Source organism: Microbacterium kunmingense (assembly GCF_023155745.1).
GTDB classification, from domain to species: domain Bacteria; phylum Actinomycetota; class Actinomycetes; order Actinomycetales; family Microbacteriaceae; genus Microbacterium; species Microbacterium kunmingense.
This window is the reverse complement of sequence record NZ_JAKNUS010000003.1, coordinates 152,448-175,436: the sequence shown is the minus strand read 5'-3', so window position 1 is coordinate 175,436 and position 22,989 is coordinate 152,448. Positions and strand designations below refer to the sequence as shown.

The 22,989-nt window shown below is 69.7% G+C and carries 20 protein-coding genes; 14 read left to right on the top strand and 6 right to left on the bottom strand.

Translation table 11 applies throughout. From position 1 onward, the window contains the following. Positions 1-30 precede the first annotated feature (30 nt). The 3 genes from deoC to MA875_RS05810 are packed head-to-tail and all read left to right on the top strand — an operon-like array spanning position 31 to position 3,402. Positions 31-1,038 (top strand): deoxyribose-phosphate aldolase, encoded by a 1,008-nt coding sequence (gene deoC / locus MA875_RS05820; RefSeq protein ID WP_248240962.1) that lies wholly within the window; start codon positions 31-33, stop codon positions 1,036-1,038. Positions 1,039-1,081: 43 nt separating this feature from the next. Continuing rightward, positions 1,082-2,527 carry an aldehyde dehydrogenase family protein gene (locus tag MA875_RS05815; RefSeq protein ID WP_248241355.1) on the top strand — a complete coding sequence of 482 codons (1,446 nt, stop codon included), beginning with the start codon at positions 1,082-1,084 and terminating at the stop codon, positions 2,525-2,527. An 11-nt stretch (positions 2,528-2,538) separates the two neighbouring features. Beyond that, positions 2,539-3,402 (top strand): aldehyde dehydrogenase family protein, encoded by an 864-nt coding sequence (locus tag MA875_RS05810; protein ID WP_248240960.1) that lies wholly within the window; start codon positions 2,539-2,541, stop codon positions 3,400-3,402. Between the two features lie 12 nt (positions 3,403-3,414). On the opposite strand, the gene MA875_RS05805 is transcribed toward MA875_RS05810, so the two are convergent. Further along, on the bottom strand, positions 3,415-4,797 hold the full coding sequence (locus MA875_RS05805) for an MFS transporter (protein ID WP_248240958.1): 1,383 nt from the start codon (positions 4,795-4,797) through the stop codon (positions 3,415-3,417). A 64-nt stretch (positions 4,798-4,861) separates the two neighbouring features. On the opposite strand from MA875_RS05805, the gene MA875_RS05800 reads away from it, so the two are divergent. The 3 genes from MA875_RS05800 to MA875_RS05790 all read left to right on the top strand — a co-directional run bounded on the left by MA875_RS05800 (position 4,862) and on the right by MA875_RS05790 (position 9,055). Further along, entirely contained in the window at positions 4,862-5,506 is a 645-nt protein-coding gene (locus tag MA875_RS05800; protein ID WP_248240956.1) for a hypothetical protein, read from the top strand. A 232-nt stretch (positions 5,507-5,738) separates the two neighbouring features. Continuing rightward, complete coding sequence (locus MA875_RS05795; protein ID WP_248240954.1) at positions 5,739-7,922, top strand: DEAD/DEAH box helicase; 2,184 nt, start codon at positions 5,739-5,741, stop codon at positions 7,920-7,922. Positions 7,923-8,026: 104 nt separating this feature from the next. Continuing rightward, positions 8,027-9,055 carry an ATP-dependent 6-phosphofructokinase gene (locus tag MA875_RS05790; RefSeq protein ID WP_141937916.1) on the top strand — a complete coding sequence of 343 codons (1,029 nt, stop codon included), beginning with the start codon at positions 8,027-8,029 and terminating at the stop codon, positions 9,053-9,055. Between the two features lie 159 nt (positions 9,056-9,214). On the opposite strand, the gene MA875_RS05785 is transcribed toward MA875_RS05790, so the two are convergent. Beyond that, on the bottom strand, positions 9,215-11,323 hold the full coding sequence (locus MA875_RS05785) for a S9 family peptidase (protein ID WP_248240952.1): 2,109 nt from the start codon (positions 11,321-11,323) through the stop codon (positions 9,215-9,217). 155 nt (positions 11,324-11,478) lie between these two features. Between MA875_RS05785 and MA875_RS05780 the strand changes: the two genes are divergently transcribed. The 5 genes from MA875_RS05780 (at position 11,479) to MA875_RS05760 (ending at position 16,147) form a co-directional block, all read left to right on the top strand. Further along, a complete protein-coding gene (locus MA875_RS05780) occupies positions 11,479-12,753 on the top strand; it encodes an inorganic phosphate transporter (RefSeq protein ID WP_248240950.1) in 1,275 nt (424 codons plus the stop codon). Further along, positions 12,750-13,082 (top strand): peptidase, encoded by a 333-nt coding sequence (locus MA875_RS05775; protein ID WP_248240947.1) that lies wholly within the window; start codon positions 12,750-12,752, stop codon positions 13,080-13,082. The genes MA875_RS05780 and MA875_RS05775 overlap by 4 nt, the downstream gene beginning before the upstream one ends. Positions 13,083-13,126: 44 nt before the next feature. Continuing rightward, complete coding sequence (locus tag MA875_RS05770) at positions 13,127-14,035, top strand: phosphodiesterase (protein ID WP_248240945.1); 909 nt, start codon at positions 13,127-13,129, stop codon at positions 14,033-14,035. Between the two features lie 118 nt (positions 14,036-14,153). Further along, entirely contained in the window at positions 14,154-15,626 is a 1,473-nt protein-coding gene (locus MA875_RS05765; protein WP_248240944.1) for an aspartate ammonia-lyase, read from the top strand. Positions 15,627-15,724: 98 nt separating this feature from the next. Further along, the gene (locus MA875_RS05760; protein WP_248240942.1) at positions 15,725-16,147 is read left to right on the top strand and encodes a DUF4190 domain-containing protein; all 423 of its coding nucleotides are present in this window, start codon (positions 15,725-15,727) and stop codon (positions 16,145-16,147) included. Between the two features lie 50 nt (positions 16,148-16,197). Here the strand turns inward: MA875_RS05760 and MA875_RS05755 are convergent, their stop codons facing one another. Then, positions 16,198-17,064 (bottom strand): fumarylacetoacetate hydrolase family protein, encoded by an 867-nt coding sequence (locus MA875_RS05755; protein WP_248240939.1) that lies wholly within the window; start codon positions 17,062-17,064, stop codon positions 16,198-16,200. Positions 17,065-17,132: 68 nt separating this feature from the next. On the opposite strand from MA875_RS05755, the gene MA875_RS05750 reads away from it, so the two are divergent. Together MA875_RS05750 and MA875_RS05745 are read left to right on the top strand one after the other, a co-directional pair. Continuing rightward, on the top strand, positions 17,133-18,368 hold the full coding sequence (locus MA875_RS05750) for a PrsW family intramembrane metalloprotease (protein WP_248240937.1): 1,236 nt from the start codon (positions 17,133-17,135) through the stop codon (positions 18,366-18,368). Between the two features lie 183 nt (positions 18,369-18,551). After that, positions 18,552-18,920 carry an FKBP-type peptidyl-prolyl cis-trans isomerase gene (locus MA875_RS05745; RefSeq protein WP_248240936.1) on the top strand — a complete coding sequence of 123 codons (369 nt, stop codon included), beginning with the start codon at positions 18,552-18,554 and terminating at the stop codon, positions 18,918-18,920. On the opposite strand, the gene MA875_RS05740 is transcribed toward MA875_RS05745, so the two are convergent. After that, on the bottom strand, positions 18,904-19,842 hold the full coding sequence (locus MA875_RS05740; protein WP_248241353.1) for a DMT family transporter: 939 nt from the start codon (positions 19,840-19,842) through the stop codon (positions 18,904-18,906). The genes MA875_RS05745 and MA875_RS05740 overlap by 17 nt on opposite strands. Before the next feature lie 228 nt (positions 19,843-20,070). Here MA875_RS05740 and rpsO point away from each other — a divergent pair, with 228 nt between their 5' ends. Further along, entirely contained in the window at positions 20,071-20,340 is a 270-nt protein-coding gene (gene rpsO / locus MA875_RS05735) for a 30S ribosomal protein S15 (protein ID WP_005048780.1), read from the top strand. Positions 20,341-20,563: 223 nt separating this feature from the next. On the opposite strand, the gene MA875_RS05730 is transcribed toward rpsO, so the two are convergent. Together MA875_RS05730 and MA875_RS05725 are read right to left on the bottom strand one after the other, a co-directional pair. Then, positions 20,564-21,580 (bottom strand): isopenicillin N synthase family dioxygenase, encoded by a 1,017-nt coding sequence (locus MA875_RS05730; protein ID WP_248240933.1) that lies wholly within the window; start codon positions 21,578-21,580, stop codon positions 20,564-20,566. Positions 21,581-21,720: 140 nt separating this feature from the next. Then, positions 21,721-22,908, bottom strand: coding sequence for an acyltransferase family protein (locus MA875_RS05725; protein ID WP_248240932.1), 1,188 nt, complete (start codon positions 22,906-22,908; stop codon positions 21,721-21,723). Positions 22,909-22,989: the final 81 nt, after the last annotated feature.

Genomic DNA, 22,989 nt, shown 5'->3' with positions numbered 1-22,989 from the left:
GACCGCAGGCAACCGGGAAAGGGAAGGGCCATGAGCCGCACCGAATTGCAGACGCTCGCCGAGCGCGCCGTCGATCTCCTCGGCGGTGAGCCGGACGACACGACCCTCCGGCGCTACCTCCATGGGCTCCCGGGCGTCGACGCCGTCGGACTCGAGCAGCGCGCCGCGGCGCTGGGGACGCGCTCGATCAAGACGACCTCCAAGGCCTGGGCCCTGGACCGCATCATCGAACTGATCGACCTCACCACCCTCGAAGGTGCCGACACCCCGGGCAAGGTGCGCTCGCTCGTCGCCAAGGCGCTCACCCCCGACCCCGCCGACCCCACCTGCCCGCGCGTGGCCGCGGTCTGCGTGTACGGAGACATGGTCCCCGACGCCGTGGCGGCGCTGGGCGCAGCGCACGGCGACCCCGACGACGGCCTCATCAGTGTCGCGGCCGTGGCCACCGCGTTCCCGAGCGGCCGCTCGTCGCTGGCCATCAAACTCGCCGACACCGCCGAAGCGGTGGCCGCCGGGGCGGATGAGATCGACATGGTGATCGACCGCGGGGCGTTCCTCTCCGGCCGCTACGGGCTCGTCTTCGACCAGATCGTCCAGGTCAAGCAGGCGTGCCGCCGCGCCGACGGCACCTTCGCGTCGCTGAAGGTCATCCTCGAGACCGGCGAGCTGAACACCTACGACAACATCAAGCGCGCCTCCTGGCTGGCGATCCTCGCGGGCGCGGACTTCATCAAGACCTCCACCGGCAAGGTGCAGCCGGCCGCCACGCGTCCGACGACCCTGCTGATGCTCGAAGTGGTGCGCGACTGGTACCGCGCCACCGGGCAGCGGGTGGGCGTCAAGCCCGCCGGGGGCATCCGCACCGCCAAGGACGCCATCGCCTACCTGGTGCTCGTCGCCGAGACCGTGGGGGAGGAGTGGCTGCAGCCCCACCTGTTCCGCTACGGCGCGTCGTCCCTGCTGAACGACGTCCTCCGCCAGCGTCAGAAGCTGCGCACCGGCCACTACACCGGCGCCGACTACGTCACGATCGACTGAGGAGACCCGGATGACCCGCGAGCTCGACACCACGAAAGAATCCATGTCCTTCCTCGACTACGCCCCGGCACCCGAGTCCCGGTCGATCCTCACCCTGCAGGACGAGTACGGGCTCTTCATCGACGGCGAGTTCCGCCCCGGATCGGGCCCGTCGTTCGACACCGTGTCGCCGGCTGACGAGAAGCGCATCGCCACCGTCGCCCAGGCCGACGACGCCGACGTCGACGCCGCCGTCGCGGCCGCGCGCCGCGCCTTCGACAAGACCTGGTCGACCATGTCGGGGCGCGATCGCGGGAAATACCTCTTCCGCATCGCCCGCCTCGTCCAGGAGCGCGCCCGCGAACTCGCTGTCGCCGAGAGCCTCGACAACGGCAAGCCCATCAAGGAGAGTCGCGACGTCGACATCCCCCAGGTCGCGGCATGGTTCTTCTACTACGCGGGGTGGGCCGACAAGCTCGATCACGCGGGCGCCGGCGCGAACCCCCGCCCGCTCGGGGTGGCCGCCCAGGTGATCCCATGGAACTTCCCGCTGCTCATGCTCGCGTGGAAGGTCGCCCCGGCCCTGGCCGCGGGGAACACCGTCGTGCTGAAGCCCGCCGAGACGACGCCCCTGTCGGCTCTGCTGTTCGCGGAGATCCTGCAGCAGGCCGACCTGCCGCCGGGCGTGGTCAACATCATCACCGGGGCCGGTGCGACCGGCGCGGCGCTCGTGCGTCATCCGGGCGTCGACAAGGTGGCCTTCACCGGCTCGACCGCCGTCGGACGCGAGATCGCCCGCGCGGTCGCCGGCACCCCGAAGAAGCTCACCCTCGAGCTCGGCGGCAAGGCGGCCAACATCGTCTTCGAGGACGCGCCGATCGATCAGGCCGTCGAGGGCATCGTCAACGGGATCTTCTTCAACCAGGGTCACGTCTGCTGCGCGGGCAGCCGTCTGCTCGTGCAGGAGTCGATCCACGACGAGGTCGTCGACCGGCTGAAGGCGCGCCTGTCCACCCTGCGTCTCGGCGATCCGCTGGACAAGAACACCGACATCGGCGCGATCAACTCCCGGGAGCAGCTGGACCGCATCCGCGAACTGAGCCGCATCGGCGAGGAGGAGGGCGCGGAGCGCTGGAGCGCGGACTGCGTCATCCCCGACAACGGCTTCTGGTTCCCGCCGACGATCTTCACCGGCGTGCAGACCAGCCACCGCATCGCGCGCGACGAGATCTTCGGGCCGGTGCTGTCCGTACTCACCTTCCGCACCCCCGCGGAGGCCATCGAGAAGGCCAACAACACCCCCTACGGCCTGTCGGCCGGCATCTGGAGCGACAAGGGGTCGCGCATCCTCGCCGTCGCGGATCGCCTCCGCGCGGGCGTCGTGTGGGCCAACACCTTCAACCGCTTCGACCCCTCGAGCCCGTTCGGCGGCTACAAGGAATCCGGCTATGGACGCGAGGGCGGCCGCCACGGCCTGCTGGCGTACCTGAAGAGCACCGCGAACAGCTGAGGACCCAGGACATGACACAGCGTTTGACCGTTCCCAAGACCTACAAGCTCTTCATCGGCGGAGCCTTCCCCCGCAGCGAGTCCGGGCGCACCTTCGAAGTCCGCTCTCCCGGTGGGGCCTTCCTCGCCAACGCGGCGCAGGCCTCGCGGAAGGACGCGCGCGATGCGGTCGGTGCCGCCGTCGGAGCCGTGAAGACCTGGTCGGGCGCCACGGCCTACAACCGCGGTCAGGTGCTCTACCGCGTCGCCGAGGTGCTCGAGGGTCGCCGCGGCCAGTTCGTCGATGAGATCATCGCGCAGACCGGACTGTCGCAGTCCAAGGCGGCCGCCGAGGTCGACGAAGCCATCGACCGGTGGGTCTGGTACGCCGGCTGGTGCGACAAGTACGCACAGGTCACCGGTAACGCCAACTCCGTGGCCGGGCCCTACTTCAACCTGTCCGTGCCCGAGCCCACCGGTGTGGTGGGCGTGATCGCCCCGCAGGACACCGCACTCGTCGGCCTCGTCTCGGCGATCGCGCCGGCGCTCGTCACCGGCAACAGCGTGGTCGTCGTCGCCTCCGAGGCCTTCCCGCTCTCGGCCGTCAGCCTGGCCGAGGTGCTTGCCACCTCGGACCTGCCCGGCGGCGTCGTGAACATCCTGACCGGGTCGCCTGCCGAGATCGCGCCGTGGCTGGCGGGTCACCCCGACGTGCACGCGCTCGACCTCGTCGGTGCGGGAGACATCGACTGGGTCGACCTGCAGGTGAAGGCGGCCGAGACACTCACCCGTGTGCTTCCGCCCGAACAGGGACCGGATGCGGCAGCGCCGAGCCTGCAGCGGATCAGCGCTTTCACCGAGGTGAAGACGGTCTGGCACACCAAGAGCCTCATCTGAGGTCCATGCGCCTCACCTGACCTCCGCCGGGCTCTCGCTTGCCGCGGGGTTGCGGATCCCGAACCACGACACCGCGCCGCCGATGGCGAGGAACACCGCGGTGACGATCGCGGCCCGGTGGAAGCCGTCGAGGTCGAGCGACCCGCCCACGATCGTGCCGAGGGCCGCGATGACCAGCAGACCCGCGACGCGGGCGACGGCGTTGTTCACCGCCGAGGCGATTCCCGAGCGCGAGCTGTCGATGGCACCGAGGATGGCCGAGGTGAGCGGCGATACCGTGAGCGCGAGGCCCAGACCGAAGATGACGACGCTCGGCAGCACCTGCCACCAGTAGTCGAACTCCTCCGACACGGTCAGCAGCAGCAGGGCGCCCACGGCCATGAGCAGCGGTCCGACCGTCATGAACAGGCGCGGGCCGATCCTGCCCGCGAGCGCGCCGACGCGCGAGCTCAGCACGATGAGCAGCACGGTGCTCGGAAGCATCGCCAGTCCCGCAAGGGTCGCGGGAAGCCCGGCCCCCTGCTGGAGGTACACCCCGACGACGAACCCGTTCAGCGACAGCGCGCCGTAGATGAAGGCGGTGGCGATGTTCCCGGTCCAGAAGTTGCGGACGCGGAAGAGCCCGAGCGGCATCATCGGACTCCGTGCCAGGCGCTGGCGGAGGAGGAACCCCGCGAAGGCGAGGATGCCGATGAGGAGCGTCGCCCAGATGAGGGGCGAGGACCAGCCGAGGTTCGGCTGCTCGATGAGGGCGAACACCACCCCGCCGAGTCCGATCGCGCACATCACCGCGCCCGCCCAATCGACACTGCGCGCGGGGTCGCGCTTCTCGGCGAGCCCCATCCGCGGAAGAAAGAGAAGGGTCACCGCGATGGGGAGGACGTTGATGAGGAACGCCAGGCGCCAGGAGAGCAGGTCGACGAAGACGCCGCCCAGGAGCGGACCGACGAGCATCGCGGCCGTCGTCGCGCCCGTCCAGGTGCCGATCGCGCGCGCCTGCGCAGGCCCCCGGAAGGTCGCGGTGAGGAGGGCGAGCGAACTCGGCACCAGCAGCGCACCGGCAACGCCCTGGAGCCCGCGCGCGACGATGAGGAACTCCGCCGTCGGCGCCGCGGCGATCGCCATGGAGGTCACCCCGAACCCGATCAGTCCCCACACCAGCACCACGACACGGCCGAACACGTCGCTGAGGGAGCCCGCGACGAGGATGAGCGCTCCGAGGGTGATGAGGTAGGCGTCCACCACCCACTGCTGGGTGGCGAGCCCTCCACCGAGCTCCTCGGCGATGGCGGGAAGAGCGACGGTGACCACCGTGCTGTCGAGGAACGCCACGAATGACGCGAGGATCGCGACGAGGAGAACGACACGCTCCCGTGTCGCCGGCTGATCGGTCACGCGCTCACCCTACTCCCGCGGGTATCGTCGAGATCCGGACGTCCGAGGGGAAGGGGCACCCATGATGAGCATCCGACGCGCTGTCGTCGCCACCGCCGGCGCGATGGCGGTCCTCGTCCTGGCATCCGGCTGCGTTCCCGAGCCCGGTTCGACGCCGTCGCCGTCCGCGTCGACCTCGAGCCCGACCCCGTCCGACGGTGCCACTCCGGTGTCTCCGGCACCGACGCCCTCGCCGATCGAGACGATGCTCCCTGACACGCTCCAGCTGCCGGAGCGGTGCGAGGACATCTACTCGGCGGGAATGCTCGACTCCCTCAACCAGCAGAATCCGCCCCTGAACGACCCCGGCGTGACGATGTACTCCACCGAGAACGCCGTGGGCCTGGAGATCCTCGCCGCAGGGCCCCCGTCGATCCGCTGCTCCTGGGGCGTGCCGAGCGAGTCGGGCCTGGCCACCACCGTCACCGTCATCGATGCGACGCAGGCGGCGGCGCTGCGCACCGGCCTGCTGGAGGCGGGCTTCGGCTGCGAGGACGCACTCGGCGGCACGATCTGCCGCATCGAGCAGCGCGGAGTCTCTCTCGATGACGTGCCGTACACCCGCGGCGAGGTCCACGTCGTCCGAGACAACGGCTGGGTGGCCACGGCGTACGTCAACTTCACCCCGGAGGGCTACAGCGAGGACATCGTCCAGACGCTCTGGGGATGACCCGACGCGCCGCGGGCGGCGGCCCGGGTGGGCGCGCGGTCCGACGGCACGCTAGAATCGTTGCCGGAGATCTCATCGGCGTCGCCGCAGCTCGCTGAAGCGAGTGCCTGCAGCCACCCGGCCGAGGACTCCGACCCGCGTCGTGACGGATCGCCGCCCGCGGACCCCGTCGCTCTCACCGGCTTCGCCGGACACCCGCCGGTCTTCACCGGCACTCACGCTCAGGAGGAGCATGCCGACCACGGCACCCGCCCAGGATTCGCGTTCGCGCTCTGCATCCGGACGCAGAAGGTCTTCGTCGCGCCGCGACGACGACGCCCCCGTCATCCCGATTCTCGCCCGCAAGGTGCGCGAGGTAGAAGCCAAAGCCCAGCGCGGCAAACTCGGCCCCACCAACCGCGTCAAGTTCCAGGTGATCGCGTTCCTCGTGCGCGAGGAGCGCGCGCGGGTCAAGGCCGACACCGAGATCACCGACGCCACCCGTGCGGAGCTGCTGAAGCGGCTCGACGGCGTCGCGACGATCCTGGCCAAGACCGCCGCGCGCGACACCTCGCTCATCCAGCTGCTCGAGGTCGACCAGGCGACCTCCCCGGTCGCACGCCGCATGCGGCGCGACTGGCTGCTCGAATCCGGCGCGGAGCTGCCCCCGGACGAATTGATCATCACCGACAGCGCGCCGGCGCCGACCCAGGTCGTGCCCGCCGCGCTCGCCGAGCGACAGGTCGTGCCCCCCACCGTCGAGGCCCGCCAGATGGCGAATCCCTTCCTCGCGCCCGACCTCTCGCGCCTGGCGCCGAAGGAGAACATCCGGCGACGCCTGGACGGATGGGAGCTCATGGGCCCCCTGTACAAGGCCTTCGAGACCGGCGCCGGCGGCGGCGCGGCATCCATGGATCTTCCCCCCGTCCCCGAGTTCGACCGTCTCTCGCCCAAGGGGCTGGAGGTGATGCCCCACCAGTCGCGCTTCCTCGAGGCGGTGCGTCAGGGACACCGGTCGTTCCTCCTGGCCGACGAGCCGGGCCTGGGCAAGACCGCCGAGTCGGTGCTCGCCGCCTCGGTCGCCGACGCCTATCCGCTGCTGGCGGTCGTCCCGAACGTGGTGAAGATGAACTGGGCGCGCGAGGTCGCGCGCTGGACGCCGCAGCGCCGCGCCACGGTGATCCACGGCGACGGCGAGACCATGGACGCCTTCGCCGACGTGTTCATCGTCAACTACGAGATCCTCGACCGGCACCTGTCGTGGCTGAGCTCCATCGGGCTGAAGGGCATGGTCGTCGACGAGGCGCACTTCATCAAGAACCTCACGTCGCTCCGCTCGCAGAACGTCCTCGCCCTGGCGGGACGCATCCGCGAGCAGGTGCGCGACCCCCTCATGCTGGCCCTCACCGGAACGCCGCTGATCAACGACGTCGAGGACTTCGACGCCATCTGGCGTTTCCTCGGGTGGACCACCGGCGAGAAGCCCGGCCCCGAGCTGATGGCGAAGCTCGACGAGTCCGGGCTCACCCCGGCCGACAAGGCGTTCTACCCCGCGGCCCGCGAGGCGGTCATCTCCATGGGGATCGTCAGGCGTCTGAAGACGGATGTCGCGGAGGACCTCCCCGACAAGCTCATCGCCGACCTCCCGGTCGAGCTCGACGACGAATTCGGTCGATCCATCCGCCAGGCCGAGCGCGAGCTCGGCGAACGCCTCGCCGCGCGCTACCGCCGCATCATCGAGGCGCGGGGGACCGCGCGCCAGGGCCAGGGCACGCTGCACCTGCCCGGTGAGCTCGACGACGACATCGTGCGTCTGGTCGCCCAGAACGAGCTCGACGAGTCCAAGGCGCAGGGCACCGGCTCCGAGAACGTCTTCACCATGGTGCGTCGCATCGGTCAGGCCAAGGCCCATCTCGCCGCCGACTACGCGGTGCAGCTGCAGCGGTCGGTCGGCAAGGTGGTCTTCTTCGCAAAGCACATCGACGTCATGGACGCCGCCGAGGCGCACTTCCGTGCGTCCGGGGTGCGGTCGGTGTCGCTGCGCGGCGACCAGACCTCAACGGCACGTCAGGAGGCGATCGACGCGTTCAACAACGACCCGGAGGTCGGGGTCGCGGTGTGTTCGCTGACGGCCGCCGGAGTCGGCGTCAACATGCAGGCGGCCTCCAACGTCGTGCTGGCGGAGCTGTCGTGGACCGCCGCCGAGCAGACCCAGGCCATCGACCGCGTGCACCGCATCGGCCAGGCGGAGCCGGTCACGGCGTGGCGCATCATCGCCGCGCACACGATCGACACCAAGATCGCCGAGCTGATCGACTCCAAGCAAGGGCTCGCGCAGCGCGCCCTCGACGGCATCGCCGTCGACCCCGAGTCCAGCGACTCGGTGCAGCTGTCGGCGCTGATGCACCTGACCCGGCGGGCGCTGGGCGAGGTCTGAGCGGAGCCTGGTGCACCGGGTTGGTGTGCCCGTGGCATCCGGCAGTACTCTCGGGGTGAGGCAGCGTCGCCGATAGCCCCACCCCGAGAGCACCAAGGACACACATGAAGATCGGCATCCTGACCAGCGGCGGCGACTGCCCCGGCCTGAACGCCGTCATCCGCGGCGTCGTGCTGAAGGGCACGACGAACTACGACCTGGAGTTCGTCGGCATCCGCGACGGCTGGCGCGGCGTGGTGGACGCGGACTTCTTCCCCCTCACCCGGCATGAGGTGAAGGGCCTGTCCAAGGTCGGCGGCACGATCCTCGGCACGAGCCGCACGAACCCGTACGAGGGCTCGCGCGGGGGAGCGGAGAACATCGCCAAGACCCTCTACGGCCACCGCATCGACGGCATCATCGCGATCGGCGGCGAGGGGACGCTCGCCGCCGCTGATCGACTGTCGAAGGACGGCATCAACGTCATCGGCGTCCCGAAGACGATCGACAACGACCTGCGCGCCACCGACTACTCGTTCGGGTTCGACACCGCCGTCAACATCGCCTCGGAGGCGATGGACCGCCTGCGCACCACCGGCGACTCGCATCAGCGCTGCATGGTGGCCGAGGTCATGGGGCGTCACGTCGGATGGATCGCCCTGCACGCCGGTATCGCCGCCGGCGCGCACGCGATCCTCATCCCCGAAGTGCCGCTGACGATCGACGACATCTGCGAGCTGGTCACCAAGGCGCACGACCGCGGCCGGGCGCCGCTGGTCGTCGTGTCGGAGGGCTTCAAGCTCAAGGGCATGGACGAGGCCTTCAGCGACAAGGGGCTCGACGCCTTCAACCGTCCGCGACTGGGCGGCATCAGCGAGGTGCTGGCGCCTGAGATCGAGCGCATCACCGGGATCGAGACCCGCGCCACGGTGCTGGGCCACATCCAGCGGGGCGGATCGCCCTCGGGATTCGACCGGGTACTCGCCACGCGCCTGGGGCTTCACACCGCCGACGCGGTGATGGACGCGGAGTGGGGCAAGATGGTCGCCCTCCGCGGCACCGACATCGTGCGGGTGCCCTTCGCCGAGGCGCTGGGAGAGCTCAACACCGTGCCGCGGTACCGCTACGACGAGGCCGCCGCCCTCTTCGGCTGACGTCGTCGGCGCGCACCGCGCCGGCGCTTCGCGCCGCGCCGGCCCGTGCGCAACCGTGGGGGTCAGGCCCGACACGCCGACACCCGGCGCGCCGACCCGGCGTGTCGACCCCCGCCGCCCGCGGTTACGCGCGGTGCGCGCGCCGGGTCGCGCGCCGGCTCAGTCCGCGACGCCGAGCACGTCCAGCAGCCACGCGAGCTCGAAGGCGCGCTCGCGCCAGGCGTTGTAGCGGCCCGACACGCCCCCGTGCCCGGCGACCATCTCGCACTTCAGCAGCGCGTCGGCCCCGACCTCGCGCAGCCGCGCGACCCACTTCGCCGGTTCGACGTACAGCACACGCGTGTCGTTGAGCGAGGTCACGGCGAGGATCCGGGGATACCGAACTCCCTCCCGCACGTTCTCGTAGGGCGTGTACGACTTCATGTAGGCGTAGACGTCCGCGTCGTGCAGGGGATCGCCCCACTCGTCCCACTCGATGACGGTCAGCGGCAGCGACGGGTCGAGGATCGTCGTGAGCGCGTCGACGAACGGCACGTCGGCGAGGATCCCGGCGAAGCTCTCCGGAGCGAGGTTGGCCACGGCACCCATGAGGAGCCCGCCCGCGCTCCCGCCCTCTGCCACCATCCGGTCGGCAGTCGTGTATCCGCTGTCGATGAGGTGCCGCGCGGCGGCCACGAAGTCGGTGAAGGTGTTGCGCTTGGCCAGGAGCTTGCCGTCCTCGTACCACTGCCGGCCCATCTCCCCGCCCCCGCGCACGTGGGCGACGGCGAAGATGACGCCGCGGTCGAGCTCCGACAGCCGCGGCACCGAGAAGCCCGGCTCGATGGAGTGCTCGTAGGAGCCGTAGCCGTAGAGATGCACGGGTCGCGGCGCCTCGCCGGGCTCGCTGAACGACCGCTTCCACACCAGAGACACCGGCACGCTCGTGCCGTCGTCGGCCGCGGCCCACACCCGCGCCTGGCCGTACTCGGCGGGATCGTAGCCCCCGAGAACCGGCTGGCGCTTGCGGAGGATCAGCTCGCCGGTGGCGACCTCGTAGTCGAAGACCGTGCCGGGGGTGACGAACGAGCCGTAGGACAGCCGCAGAAGGGGCGGCGCCCATTCGGGGTTCCCTCCGGTGCCGACGGCGTAGAGGGGCTCCTCGAAGGCGATCTCCGACACCGTCGAGGTGCCGTAGTCGAGCATCCCGAGCCGCGCCAGGCCCTCGCGGCGATAGCCGATCACGCCCCAGTCGCGGAAGGTGGACAATCCGAGCAGACGGATGCCGGGACGGTGGGGGATGACGCTGAGGCGCGCTCCCTGCGGGTCGGCGGCCGCGACGCGCACCAGCTCGAAGTCGAGCGCGCCGTCGTTGTGGAGGATGTACAGCACGTCCTCGCCGTCCACGACCGCGTGCGAGATGTCGTACTCCACGCCCTCGCGACGCGGCCACACCACTCTGGGCTCGGAGCGCAGGTCGGCGGCGTCGACGAGCCACTCCTCGGAGGTGATGGATGAGCCGAGGCTGATGATGAGGTAGCGCTCGCTGCGTGTGAATCCCGCGCCCACCCAGTACCGCTCGTCGGGCTCGTAGAACAGCTTCGTGTCGTCCTCGACAGGTGTGCCGATCTCATGGAGCCACACGGTGTCGGGGCGCCAGGCGTCATCGACCGTGGTGTAGACGATGAACCTTCCGTCGGGCGAGAAGCTCGCTCCCGCGAAGGTGTCGGGGATCTCGTCGGGAAGCTGGCTGCCCGTCACGAGGTCGCGGACGCGGATGGTGTAGCGCTCGTCGCCCGCGACATCGACGCCGAAGAGCATGCGCGTGCCGTCGGTCGAGACGTCGAAGCTGCCGAGGGAGAAGAACTCCTGGCCCTCCGCCTCGACGTTGCTGTCGAGGAGGATCTGCTCGCCGGGCACCTCGGCATCCGGTGAGAGCACCGGCGGGGTCCAGTCATCCGGAGCCGCCAGGGGAGCGCGGCACTGGATGCCGTACTGCTTCCCTGCCACGGTGCGGCCGTAGTACCACCAGTCGCCCTGACGGCTGGGGACGGAGAGGTCGGTCTCCAGGGTGCGGGACTTTATCTCCTCGAACACCCGCTCCCGCAGACCCGACAGGTGCGCCGTGCGGGCGGCGGTATAGGCGTTCTCTGCCTCTAAGTGGGCGATGACGGCCGGGTCCTCCTTCGCCCGCAGCCACTCGTAGGGGTCGTTCACCACATCGCCGTGGTGCGCGCGCTCGACGGGGCGTCGGTCGGGGATCGGAGCGGAGGCAGCAGAGGTGGTCACGAGCATCAACGCTACTGCGCCTCCGACGACCTGGAATTGACCCGTGTGCGGCCGGGTGGGAGGATTCCGAATGGCCGGTTACCGGTTGTTGAATTCCCGGTGAACTCTTCGTTCACCCCTCGTCGGGGTCGTCGCCCCTTCCTCGAAAGCATCCGGTGGACACCGCAGCTCTCGTCATCATCCTGGTCATCGCACTCGCGCTCTTCTTCGACTTCACCAACGGCTTCCACGACACCGCGAACGCGATGGCGACCCCCATCGCCACCGGTGCCCTGCGGCCGCGGGTCGCCGTGCTGCTCGCTGCGGTGCTGAACCTCGTCGGCGCGTTCCTTTCCACCGAGGTGGCCAAGACCATCTCGGGGGGAATGATCCGGGAGGATCAGATCTCCGCCGACGTCTTCCCCGCGATCATCTTCGCCGGCCTCATCGGCGCGATCACCTGGAACATGCTCACCTGGCTCCTGGGGCTCCCGTCCAGTTCCTCGCACGCACTGTTCGGGGGACTCATCGGCGCCACGCTGGTGGGGGTCGGGGTGCTCGCCATCGATTTCGGTGTCGTGCTGTCCAAGGTCATCCTGCCGGCGGTCATCGCCCCCCTGACGGCCGGGCTCATCGCCTTCGCCGCGACGAAGGTCGCCTACGCCGTCACGCGGCGCTACGACAGCCGGCCCGACGGGAGGGACGGCTTCCGTTGGGGGCAGATCTTCACCTCGTCGCTCGTGGCGCTGGCGCACGGCACGAACGATGCGCAGAAGACGATGGGCGTCATCACGCTGGCTCTCATCACGGTGGGCTGGCAGACCGGCGCCGATCCGCAGCTGTGGGTCATCGTCGCCTGCGCGGTGACCATCGCGCTCGGCACGTACATGGGCGGGTGGCGGATCATCCGCACCCTCGGCAAGGGACTCACCGACGTCAAGCCGGCGCAGGGGTTCTCGGCTGAGGCGTCGACGGCCTCGACGATCCTGGCCTCGAGCGCGCTCGGGTTCGCGCTGTCGACCACCCAGGTGGCGTCGGGTTCGGTCATCGGCTCGGGTTTGGGCCGGCGCGGCTCGATCGTCCGCTGGCGCACCGTGGGGCGGATCATGATCGGGTGGGTCCTCACCCTTCCGGCCGCCGGGGGCGTCGGAGCCCTCGCCGCGCTCGTGGTGGTCTGGCTCGGGACGTGGGGGGTGCTGATCGACGCGGTCCTCGCGGCCGTCGTCGTCGGCGGGATCTACCTCCTCTCGCGGCGGAACGCCGTCGGTGCCGACAATGCGATGAGCGAGGTGGCCGATTCCGTCCACGCCGTCGACGTGACCGAGACTCCACCGCCCACGCGCCGGCAGCGCGAGCACGTCGCCGCCGCGACGCGGAGCGCGGGCAGCGAGGGGTCCGGGGGCCCGGACGACCCGGCCCAGGACGGTCCGTCCGGAAGGGATGCTTCGTGATCGCGATCGACTGGTTCGCCTTCGTCCAGGTCTTCCTGGCGGCGCTGACCGCCGCCGTCACCGTGGTGCTCTTCTACGCCCTCGGGCTCCGGATGCTGGTGCGTGCGGGCCGCGTCCCGGTGGTCGCACCCGCGGACTTCACCGACGCGATCACCGTGATCACTCCGAAGGAGCGCCGTCGGGCCGAGAAGGCGGCCGCGAAGGCGGCGCGCAAGAACCCGCTCACCCTTGCGCAGAAGCGTCTCGCCCTGTACGCGGCCTACGGATGCTTCGGGGTCTGCGCGGCGGCGGTGATCAGCGGCATCCTGCTCATCGTGTTCAATCACTGAGGTCCGGCCGGAACGGCGGGGGTGGGCCTGGTTAGGCTCGGGGCATGGACGCGGCACCCTTCCGATTCGGACAGTACCCCCCGCCCGATCGGGTGCTGCTGCACCTAAGCGACACCCACCTGCTGGCGGGGGGAGCGCTTCACGGTCCGGGTATCGACACCGAGGAGCACCTGGCGGTCACGCTCCGGCTGATCGAGCGCATGCGTCCCCGGCCCGACGCCCTCGTGATCACCGGCGACCTGACCGACCTGGGCGAGCCGGATGCGTATCGGCGCCTCCGGCAACTGGTCGAACCGGTCGCCGAGGCGCTCGACGCGCCCGTGATCTGGGTGGCGGGCAATCACGACGAACGTCCCGCGATGCGTCACCACCTGCTCGGCGAGACGCCCACCGACGCTCCCATCGACGGGGTGTGGGATCTGCGGGGTCTGCGCGTCATCGGGATCGACACCACCGTCCCCGGCTGGCATCACGGCGACTTGGATGACGCGCAGCTGACCTGGCTCTCGGAGGTGCTCGCCGAGCCTGCGCCGCTCGGGACGATCCTCGCGATGCATCACCCGCCGATCCCGTCGCCGCTGCCCCTGTTCGACATCCTCGAGCTGCGGGATCAATCCCGTCTCGCCCGGGTGCTGGCGGGGACCGACGTCCGCGCCATCCTCGCCGGGCACCTGCACTACTCCACGAGTGCGACGTTCGCGGGGATCCCCGTCTCGGTGGCGTCGTCGACCTGCTACGGCATGAATCTCGGTCTGCCCGCGCTGGAGGTGAACGGTTTCGACGCCGGGCAGTCGTTCCACGTCGTCCGGGTCTACCCGACGACCATCACGCACGACGTGGTGCCCGTCGTCGACGCGCCGACCGGCGACTACTTCTCGCCGGAGTGGGCGGAGCGGATGTCGCGCCTGAGCCCCGAGGAGCGGCTCGAGGTCTTCTCGCGCAAACGGCGTTGAGGGAGGGACGCCGCGGACAGTGGGCACGTCTCGGCTGTACGCCGGGGCCACCGGCGCGATGAGGAGTCGTGACTAGGCTCGGGGGATCACCGACCGCCGCGACCCAAAAGGACTTTCGATGGCCCCGGACGCAACGACGCGCACCCGCACAGAATCCGATTCGCTGGGATCCCTCGAGATCCCCGCCGACGCCTACTGGGGCATCCACACCGCCCGGGCGCTGGAGAACTTCCCCGTCAGCAAGCGGCCGATCTCGGTGTACCGCGACCTTGTGCGGGCCCTGGCGATGGTCAAGCAGGCCTCGGCGCGGGCCAACCGCGACATCGGCGTCCTCGACCCGGCGAAGGCCGACCTCATCGACCGCGCCGCACAGCTGGTCATCGACGGCGAGTATCACGACCAGTTCGTCGTCGGAGTGGTCCAGGGCGGCGCGGGGACCTCGACGAACATGAACGCCAACGAGGTCATCACCAACATCGCCCTCGAACTCGCGGGGCGGCAGAAGGGCGACTACTCCTTCCTGTCGCCGATCGATGACACCAACCGCAGCCAGTCCACGAACGACGTGTATCCGACCGCGGTGAAGGTCGGCCTGAGCCTGGACCTGAAGACGCTCCTGGACGAGCTCGACCTGCTCCGCCACGCGTTCCTCGCGAAGGCGCGCGAGTTCCACGACGTCCTCAAGGTCGGCCGCACGCAGCTCCAGGATGCGGTGCCGATGACCCTCGGACAGGAGTTCCACGGTTTCGCCACCACGCTCGGCGAGGACTACAACCGCCTGACCGAGAACGCCTATCTCCTGTACGAGATCAACATGGGCGCGACCGCCATCGGTACGGGCATCACCGCCCCTCCCGGCTACAGCAGGGCGGTGCTCTCGCATCTGCGCGCGATCACCGGCCTCGACCTCGAGCTCGCGACCGACCTCGTCGAGTCCACGAGCGACACCGGCGCATTCATGTCGTTCTCGGCGTCGCTGAAGCGCAATGCGATCAAGTTGTCCAAGATCTGCAACGACCTCCGGCTCCTCTCCTCCGGCCCGCAGGCGGGATTCGGCGAGATCAACCTCCCGCCGCGGCAGGCGGGGTCGAGCATCATGCCGGGGAAGGTCAACCCCGTCATCCCCGAGGTGGTGAACCAGGTGGCCTTCGCCGTCGCCGGCGCCGACCTCACCGTGACGATGGCGGTGGAGGCGGGGCAGCTGCAGCTGAACGCCTTCGAGCCGGTGATCGCGCACTCCATCTTCCAGTCGATCACCTGGATGCGCCGCGGCATGCACACGCTCCGGGTGAACTGCGTCGACGGCATCACCGCGAACCGCGAGCGATTGGGCGCCATGGTCGGCACCTCCGTCGGAGTCGTGACGGCCCTCACCCCGTTCATCGGGTACGCGGCGGCAGCGGCGCTGGCCAAGACCGCGCTGCTGACCGGGCACAACATCGCCGACCTCGTCGTGGAGGCGGGGCTCATGTCGCGCGAGGAGGTCACCAAGCAGCTCTCTCCCGCGAGACTGTCGGGCTTGGAGGCGACCACCGCGGCGATCCCGCTCGTCCAGCCGGCGGAGAACCTCGTCTCGGAACGGGCGGACTGACCGCGCTCCAGCGCGGCGCGTCAGGCTGGCGCTGTCCGGCGCGGACCGATAGCGTTCGTTCGCAACCTGAACCGTTTTCCCGTCATCAAGGAGCCACCGTGACCGATCCGCAGAACCCGAGCGCCGTTCCGCCGAGCGCTCCGCAGAACCCGCCCGCCTACAGCTCGGCGCCTCCGCCCGCGTACAACTCCCCGCCCGCCCCGGGAGCGCCGGTCCCCGGCAAGACCCTCGGCATCGTCGCGTTCGTGCTGTCGATCGTTCTCAGCTGGCTCGCTCTCATCCCACTCATTCTCGGCATCGTGGCGCTCGTTCAGAGCAGGAAGGCGGGTCGCGGCAACGGCTGGGCTGTCGCCGCCATAGTCATTAGCGCGCTTTCGATCATCGTGACGCTCATCATCGTCTTCGCGCTGGTCATCCCGTCACTGAGCGCGGCCAGTACCTGTGTCGCAAATCCGGACGCGATCGTCAACGTGTGGGGCGTACAAGTGCCATGCAGTGAGGTCGTCACGACCACGCCCTGAGTTAGGAGAGGTAGGGCGGTGAGCCGTTAGCGGCCCGCCCTGCCTCGTGGTCAGTCGAGAATGCGGCAATGGGTGGTGAGTTCGCCGATCCCGTCGATGCCGACCGTCACCGTCGAGCGGTCGCGGAGGAACACCTGCGGGTCGCGGGAGTATCCCGCACCCCCGGGACTGCCGGTGGAGATCAAGGTTCCCGGCAGCAGGGTGGCCGACTGCGAGAGCGACGCGATGAGTGTGGCCACCGACCGGACCATCTGGCCGGTCGAGGCATCCTGCAGGGTGCGACCGTCGAGCACGGTCCAGATGTGGAGGTCCTGGGGGTCGGGCACCTCATCGGCGGTGACGACGAAGGGGCCGGTCGGGGTGAAACCGTCGAACGACTTGCAACGCGACCACTGCGCCTCGGAGAACTGGATGTCGCGCGCGGTGATGTCGTTGACCACGGTGTAGCCCCACACGTGCGCGAGCGCGTCGTCGATCGCGACATCCTTCGCCGGGCGGCCGATGATCACTCCGAGCTCGGCTTCGTAGTCCACCGATTCGCTCAGACTCCGCGGCCACGACGTCGTCGCGTCGTGACCGGTGAGCGAGTTCGGCCACAGCACGAACACGGTCGGCGTCGCATCGGTCTTCAGCCCCAGCTCCCCCGAGTGCGCGGCGTAGTTCAGGCCCACGGCGAGGATGGCCGGCGGGCCCAGGACGGCCGAGGCGAATCCGAAGGGTGAGAGAGGATGCCGCGGCGCATCGGCAGCGGCATCCGCGACCTTCGCCAGCAGATCGTCCCCGCCCTCGACCAGCGCCTGCAGGGTGGCGGGCGCTCCGGGGAAGAGCTCGTCGACGAAGACGGCCTCATCGTCGCCGGGGACGAGCACGAGGCGGGGCCGCGCGTGGTCCGAAGCGGTCACGTGGGCGAAGCGCATCCCTCCACGGTATACGCAATGGGACGCGCTCCCCGCGGTGCGGCGCGCGCCCGCATAGGCTGTTCGCCATGACGAACTCGGCCGGTCTCGGGGGCGGGGCCCCCTCGCTCGTTCCCCCGGCATTTCCCACGGTCTTCGCCCAGCCACCGGTCGCGCACGGGGCCTCGATCCCGCAGGCGCGGGTGTCGCCAGAACCCGTTCCGATCCCCACAGCCGGTGTCGCGCTGCCGCGCGCTGGCCGCTCGGCACCCCTGTGGATCGCCGCGCTGCTGGTACTCATCCTCATCGCGCTCGTCGGCTACTTCCTGAATGCGCTGGGGCCCGCCGCATCCATCATCGGCGGTGTGGCGGCCCTGATCCCCCTCGTCGGCGTCCTCCTGGCCATCAGGCTCATCGATCGGTGGGAGCCCGAGCCCCGCGGTCTCATGGTGCTGGCCGTGGCCTGGGGCGCGATCGCGTCGGTCGGAATCGCGCTGGGGGTCGACCTGCTGCTGGGCTTCGTGTTCGGGTTCGGCTCCACACCGCTCGGCGACGCGCTGTCGGCGGTCGTTCAGGCTCCCGTGGTGGAGGAGGTCGCCAAAGGCCTCGGCGTCCTGCTGATCTTCCTCACCGCCCGCCGGGCCTTCGACGGTCCTATCGACGGCATTGTCTACGGCGCGCTCGTGGGAGCGGGATTCGCGTTCACCGAGAACATCCAGTACTTCGGCATCGGGTTCATCGAGGGGGGAGTCGCCGACGTCTCGCAGATCTTCTTCCTCCGCGGCATCCTCTCTCCGTTCGCGCACGTGATGTTCACCAGTGTGATCGGCTTCGCACTGGGGCTCGCCGCGCGCAGGAGCGGTCGGGTGCGCGACGCGATGGGGCCCTTCCTCATCGGGCTCGCCGGCGCGATCCTCCTCCACGCGTTCTGGAACGGCTCGGCGGTGTTCGGCGACTTCTTCGGCCTCTACCTGACCCTCCAGGTGCCGCTGTTCATCCTGTTCATCCTGGGGATACTGGGGCTCCGCCGTGAGGAGGCCCGCCTCACCGGGGAACGGCTGTCGGATTACGCCACCGCGGGTTGGTTTACGACGCAGGAAGTCGACATGCTGGCGACCGGGTCGGGCCGTCGCGCGGCACTGGCGTGGGCGGCGGGGCTGCGCGGCGACCGCACGGCGACGATGAAGGGATTCATCCACGACGCCACCGCGCTCGCAGCCGCTCGGCAGCGGTCGATCACCGGCCGCGATCCGCGTGCCGCCGAGGATGAGCATGTCCTCCTGGCGCGGGTCACCGCCGCGCGCGCTGCGCTGTTCGCGCCCTGACCCCGGGGGAGGAGCGCCTGGACGGACAGAACTCAGCGCCCGGTGCCGCGGCGATGCCTGCGTGTCTACCGGGCGCTGAGTCGGCCTGACATCAGGATGCCGAGCCGCGCCTGCGGCTGTCAAGACCCCGTTCGTCGCGCCGGTCGCGTTGACCGGGAGCGGCGCCTGGGCTTGGATGGAGCCATGACGGATGACCGCACCAAGCCCGAGATCGACGCTCCCGCAGGCCCCGCTCCCCGTGAGCTGGAGATCCGCGACCTGATCGTGGGGGAGGGGGCGGAGGCCCGCCCAGGCGACCAGGTGACCGTCCACTACGTCGGTGTGGAGTTCGACTCGGGTGAGGAGTTCGACTCGTCGTGGAATCGCGGCGAGAGCATCCAGTTCCCCCTTCGCGGCCTCATCCAGGGATGGCAGGACGGCATCCCCGGCATGCGGGTCGGCGGCCGACGCGAACTGGTGATCCCCCCGCACCTCGCCTACGGCGAAGGCGGCGGTCATTTCCTCGGTGGCAAGACGCTCATCTTCGTGATCGACCTCATCGCCGTCGGCTGACGCCTCCGCGCACACGCCACCGGCGCAGGCGCCCCTGAGCCAGGACGATCCCGGCGAAGACGACGAGCGCGCCCACCGGCTCGTTCCAGCTCAGACGCTCTCCGAGCACCAGGATGCCAAGGACGACGCCGATCACCGGGGTGAGGTAGGTCACCGTGGATGCGCCGGTCGGGCCCCATGCCCGCACGACGTTCTGATTCCACACGTAGGCCAGCCCGGTGCCCAGGGCGCCGAGCAGGATCAGGCTGAGGATGATCACGGGGGTCAGCTGCACCGGCGCCCACGCGATCACGGGCGTCAGCGCCAGCATGATGAGCGCGGCGATGCCGATGTTCAGGAACGAGAACGTCAACGCCGACATCCCTGTGTGCGCGACGAAGCGTCGCATGTAGGCGAGGCTGAAGCCGTAGCAGGCGGTCGCTCCGAGGATCGCGAGCTGCGCGACGAGGCTCTGCGAAAGATCGAGTCCCTGCCAGGGGCCGATGATGACCAGCACACCGGTGATACCCAGGGCGATGCCCGCGATCTGCTCGCGGCTCAGCCGCTCGACCCGAAGCAGCAGCCCCGCCATGATCGCCGTCATGATGGGCGTCGTGGCGTTGTAGATGCTCGCGAGCCCCGAGGTGACGTGCTGCTGCGCCCAGGAGAACAACAGGAACGGGATGACGCAGAAGGACAGCGCCAGCACGGTCATGTGTCCCCATACGCGGAGGCTTCGCGGCATCCGCTCACGACGGATCGCGACGATGACGCCCAGCGCGAGTGCGCCGAGGATCAACCGGGTCCACGCGACCTGGCCGGGGCCGACACCCTCGAGCGCGATCTTCATGAAGAGGAAGCTCGAGCCCCAGACCACACCGGCGAGGCAGAACTGCGCGACGATGGACGCCTCGGGTCTGCGGGTCCTCGAGGGCGCTGTCATCAGGTCTCCGGTGGTCACGTCGTGAGACTACGGTCGCGCCGACCGCCGGCGGAGCGTGGGCGAGCGCCTCGTCCGTTTTCCGCCGGTATCCGACCGTCCGGCTCCGCGTCGTCGTCTCGGGAGAGGGCTGGTAGACTCGTGCAGTTGCCGTTGGATCGGCCGCGGATGAAGAGAGCTCACGCATCGGGCGTCGGGCACCGCGCAATGAGGAGAAAGGGGATCCCATCTATGGCACTCGAAGCAGACGTCAAGAAGGCGATCATCGAAGAGTACGCGACGCACCCCGGTGACACCGGATCCCCCGAGGTGCAGGTCGCGATGCTGACGCAGCGCATCAAGGACCTCACCGAGCACCTCAAGGAGCACAAGCACGACCACCACTCGCGTCGTGGGCTGTTCCTGCTCGTCGGTCAGCGCCGCCGTCTGCTCGGCTACCTCCAGGACATCGACATCAACCGTTACCGGTCGCTGATCGAGCGCCTGGGGCTCCGCCGCTAATCGCGACCGAGCGTTCAATCGCGCAAAACGTTCTTGTGAGAGCCGCCCGAGGTGTCGGGCGGCTCTCTTCGTCTTCGGGTGACCGGCCACGTCACGCGCTCACGAACGATCGCGTCACCGAGAGTGCGACTGCGCGCCGAGGATGCGGGGTGACCCCGGATTCTCGGCGCGCAGATGCACTCTCGCGGATGTTGTGAGGGGTCGACCTCGGCGAGGCGGGGGGTCAGGAGGAGGTGCGCGCGGCCAGGAGGTCGGCGTGCCACCGCTCCGCGACATCGGGGTGCGCCCGCAGCCGCGACTTCAGGGCGTTCTCGCCGAACAGTGAATGGATGGGGTTCGACGGGTCCTCGGTGACGCCCCGAGCTTCCGCGGCCAGCTCCGCCGGGAGCTCGACCAACGGCAGCGCGGCGTCCAGGGCGGGGTTGAAGAAGAACGGCACCGAGATGCGGTCATCGGGGTAGCGCGGCGAGATCACCCGGTGATTCGTGGCGACGAGGTACCCCTGGGTCGCGTACTCCATCATCTCGCCGATGTTCACCACGAAGGCGCCCGGCACGGCCGGAGCATCCACCCACCGACCCTCGCGCTCGACCTGGAGCCCACCCTTCCCCGGCTCGACCCACAGCAGGGTGAGCACGCCGGAGTCCTTGTGCGCGCCGACCCCCTGCTGCGGCTCGGGCTCGGTCGTCCCCGGGTAGCGGACGATCTTGATGAGGCTCGCGGGCTCGCCGAAGTGACGCTCGAAGTGATCGCTCTCGGCGCCGAGCGCCAGGGCCCACTGCTGCAGCAGGACGCGGGAGATCTCGGTCAGCCTGTCATGCCACTCGGTGACGACCTCGCGCAGCTCGGGCTGCGCGGCCGGCCAGAGGTTCGGACCCGTGAGCCGGTGGAAGTCCGCGGCATCCGGGTCGGTGACGGGTTCGCGCTCGGGGCCGATGTCGATCTGCTCGCGCCAGTCGACCTTCCCCTGCGTGCGCTCGCCGCCGATCCGGGTGTAGCCGCGGAAGTGCGGGCTGTTGAGGTTCTCGATCGCGAGCTTGTCCGCTTCGGGGAGGTCGAAGAACGCCCGCGCGGCAGTGTGCAGGCGATTCTCGAGCTCGGGGCTCACGCCCGTGCCGGTGAGGTAGAAGAAGCCGACCCGGTGTGTGGCCTCGCGGAGCTGATCGCGGAAAGCGGCGGCTTCGGCAGGCCCGGCGTCGAGGCGGGAGAGGTCGAGGATCGGCAGCGACAGGTCGGTCATGGCGACAGGCTATGTCGAGGAGACGGACGCCTCAGGCCGTGTTACGCGCCCTCCGGCACAGTGTTACGCCGACGCCGTCACACCGACACCGTCACACCGACACCGTCGCGTCGAGACCGCCACGCCGACGAAGCGGCGGATCAGAGGGGACCGCGGGCCTCGTGCGGCGGCGCGACGGGCCGCGCCCTCGGCGGCTCGGGGGGTCGGCGCGACCCCGTAGGATCCGAGCGGCGACCCTCCGAGGTCGCCAGCGAAGGGTCGGCGAACAGCCAGCCCGGACGCGGTTCGATGAGCGGGCGGAAGATCCGACGCACGGGTTTCGTGGCAAGACCCAGCGCGATGCCGATCGACAGCACGCACACCACAGGCAGCCACAGCCACGTCGGCTCGAGGCCGCGAAGCACTCCCGACTCCCGGAACGGGTAGAGGACGAAGGAGTGCAGCAGGTACACGTACATCGTGTACTGGCCGAAGTGGGTCCACCACTTCTGTCCGCGGGGGACCAGGACGAACAGGGCGGTCGAGAGGAGGAGGGCGACGAGCATGAGCGCGACGCGCACGCCGCCCGCCCACCACGCGGTTCCGCCGAGGTCGGCGTAGGAGTCGTCGTAGAAGAACCAGGTCGCGAGGTTCATCTGCTTCCACTCGTCGACGAAGAACCAGGCGGCCCATCCGGCGAGGGCGAAGGTCGCGATCGCGGCAGGGAAGCTCCACCACGGTCGACGATCCAGCAGGTGCAGCCGCTCGATGACCCGGCGCTCGCGCAGCCACCATCCGAGGGTGAAGAACGGCAGGAGCCCGAGCGTGCGGGACAGCGAGAACGTGGAGTCGATGTTCGGCAGATAGCCCGCGCCGATCGAGATCAGGATGGTCCACGCCAGCGGCCATCTCAGCAGGGCGAGGTAGGGGAGCACGAGACGGAAGATGCCGAGCGCCAGCAGGAACCACAGCGTCCACGACGGCCGGGTGAGGTTCGGGTCGGCCTGACCCTCGACGATCCACTTCGTGAGGACCCAGAGGCCCTCGAAGATGACGTAGGGGACGACGATGTCGGTCAGAACCCGCGCCATCTGGCGTTTCCCCGGGACGTCGGACTTCGAGAAATAGCCCGAGATGAGCGCGAACGCCGGCATATGGAAGGCGTAGATGAGCAGGTACAGCGACAGGGCGATGTCGGAGTCGTAGGTGAGTCGCTGGATGGCGTGGCCCAGGACCACGAGGACGATGCAGACGAAGCGGGCGTTGTCGAAGAACGGCGTCCGTCGTTTCGTGCGGGTCGTACCGGTCGTCGGGGTGGCTGCCGTGGGTGGCGCACTGTTGCCGGACATGGACACCTCCCCGGGTCGAGATCAGACTAGCCGCCGGGGAGGCTCGTCGGTCGGGAACGGGTGGGTCCCGCGCGGCACGGG

Coding starts and splice junctions, on each gene's coding strand:
- MA875_RS05800 (WP_248240956.1), top strand. CDS start 4,862: ATGAGCATCCGACGCGCTGTCGTCGCCACCGCCGGCGCGATGGCGGTC.
- MA875_RS05765 (WP_248240944.1), top strand. CDS start 14,154: ATGGCCCCGGACGCAACGACGCGCACCCGCACAGAATCCGATTCGCTG.
- rpsO (WP_005048780.1), top strand. CDS start 20,071: ATGGCACTCGAAGCAGACGTCAAGAAGGCGATCATCGAAGAGTACGCG.
- deoC (WP_248240962.1), top strand. CDS start 31: ATGAGCCGCACCGAATTGCAGACGCTCGCCGAGCGCGCCGTCGATCTC.
- MA875_RS05815 (WP_248241355.1), top strand. CDS start 1,082: ATGTCCTTCCTCGACTACGCCCCGGCACCCGAGTCCCGGTCGATCCTC.
- MA875_RS05750 (WP_248240937.1), top strand. CDS start 17,133: ATGACGAACTCGGCCGGTCTCGGGGGCGGGGCCCCCTCGCTCGTTCCC.
- MA875_RS05770 (WP_248240945.1), top strand. CDS start 13,127: ATGGACGCGGCACCCTTCCGATTCGGACAGTACCCCCCGCCCGATCGG.
- MA875_RS05740 (WP_248241353.1), bottom strand. CDS start 19,842: ATGACAGCGCCCTCGAGGACCCGCAGACCCGAGGCGTCCATCGTCGCG.
- MA875_RS05790 (WP_141937916.1), top strand. CDS start 8,027: ATGAAGATCGGCATCCTGACCAGCGGCGGCGACTGCCCCGGCCTGAAC.
- MA875_RS05725 (WP_248240932.1), bottom strand. CDS start 22,908: ATGTCCGGCAACAGTGCGCCACCCACGGCAGCCACCCCGACGACCGGT.
- MA875_RS05795 (WP_248240954.1), top strand. CDS start 5,739: ATGCCGACCACGGCACCCGCCCAGGATTCGCGTTCGCGCTCTGCATCC.
- MA875_RS05810 (WP_248240960.1), top strand. CDS start 2,539: ATGACACAGCGTTTGACCGTTCCCAAGACCTACAAGCTCTTCATCGGC.
- MA875_RS05745 (WP_248240936.1), top strand. CDS start 18,552: ATGACGGATGACCGCACCAAGCCCGAGATCGACGCTCCCGCAGGCCCC.
- MA875_RS05730 (WP_248240933.1), bottom strand. CDS start 21,580: ATGACCGACCTGTCGCTGCCGATCCTCGACCTCTCCCGCCTCGACGCC.
- MA875_RS05755 (WP_248240939.1), bottom strand. CDS start 17,064: ATGCGCTTCGCCCACGTGACCGCTTCGGACCACGCGCGGCCCCGCCTC.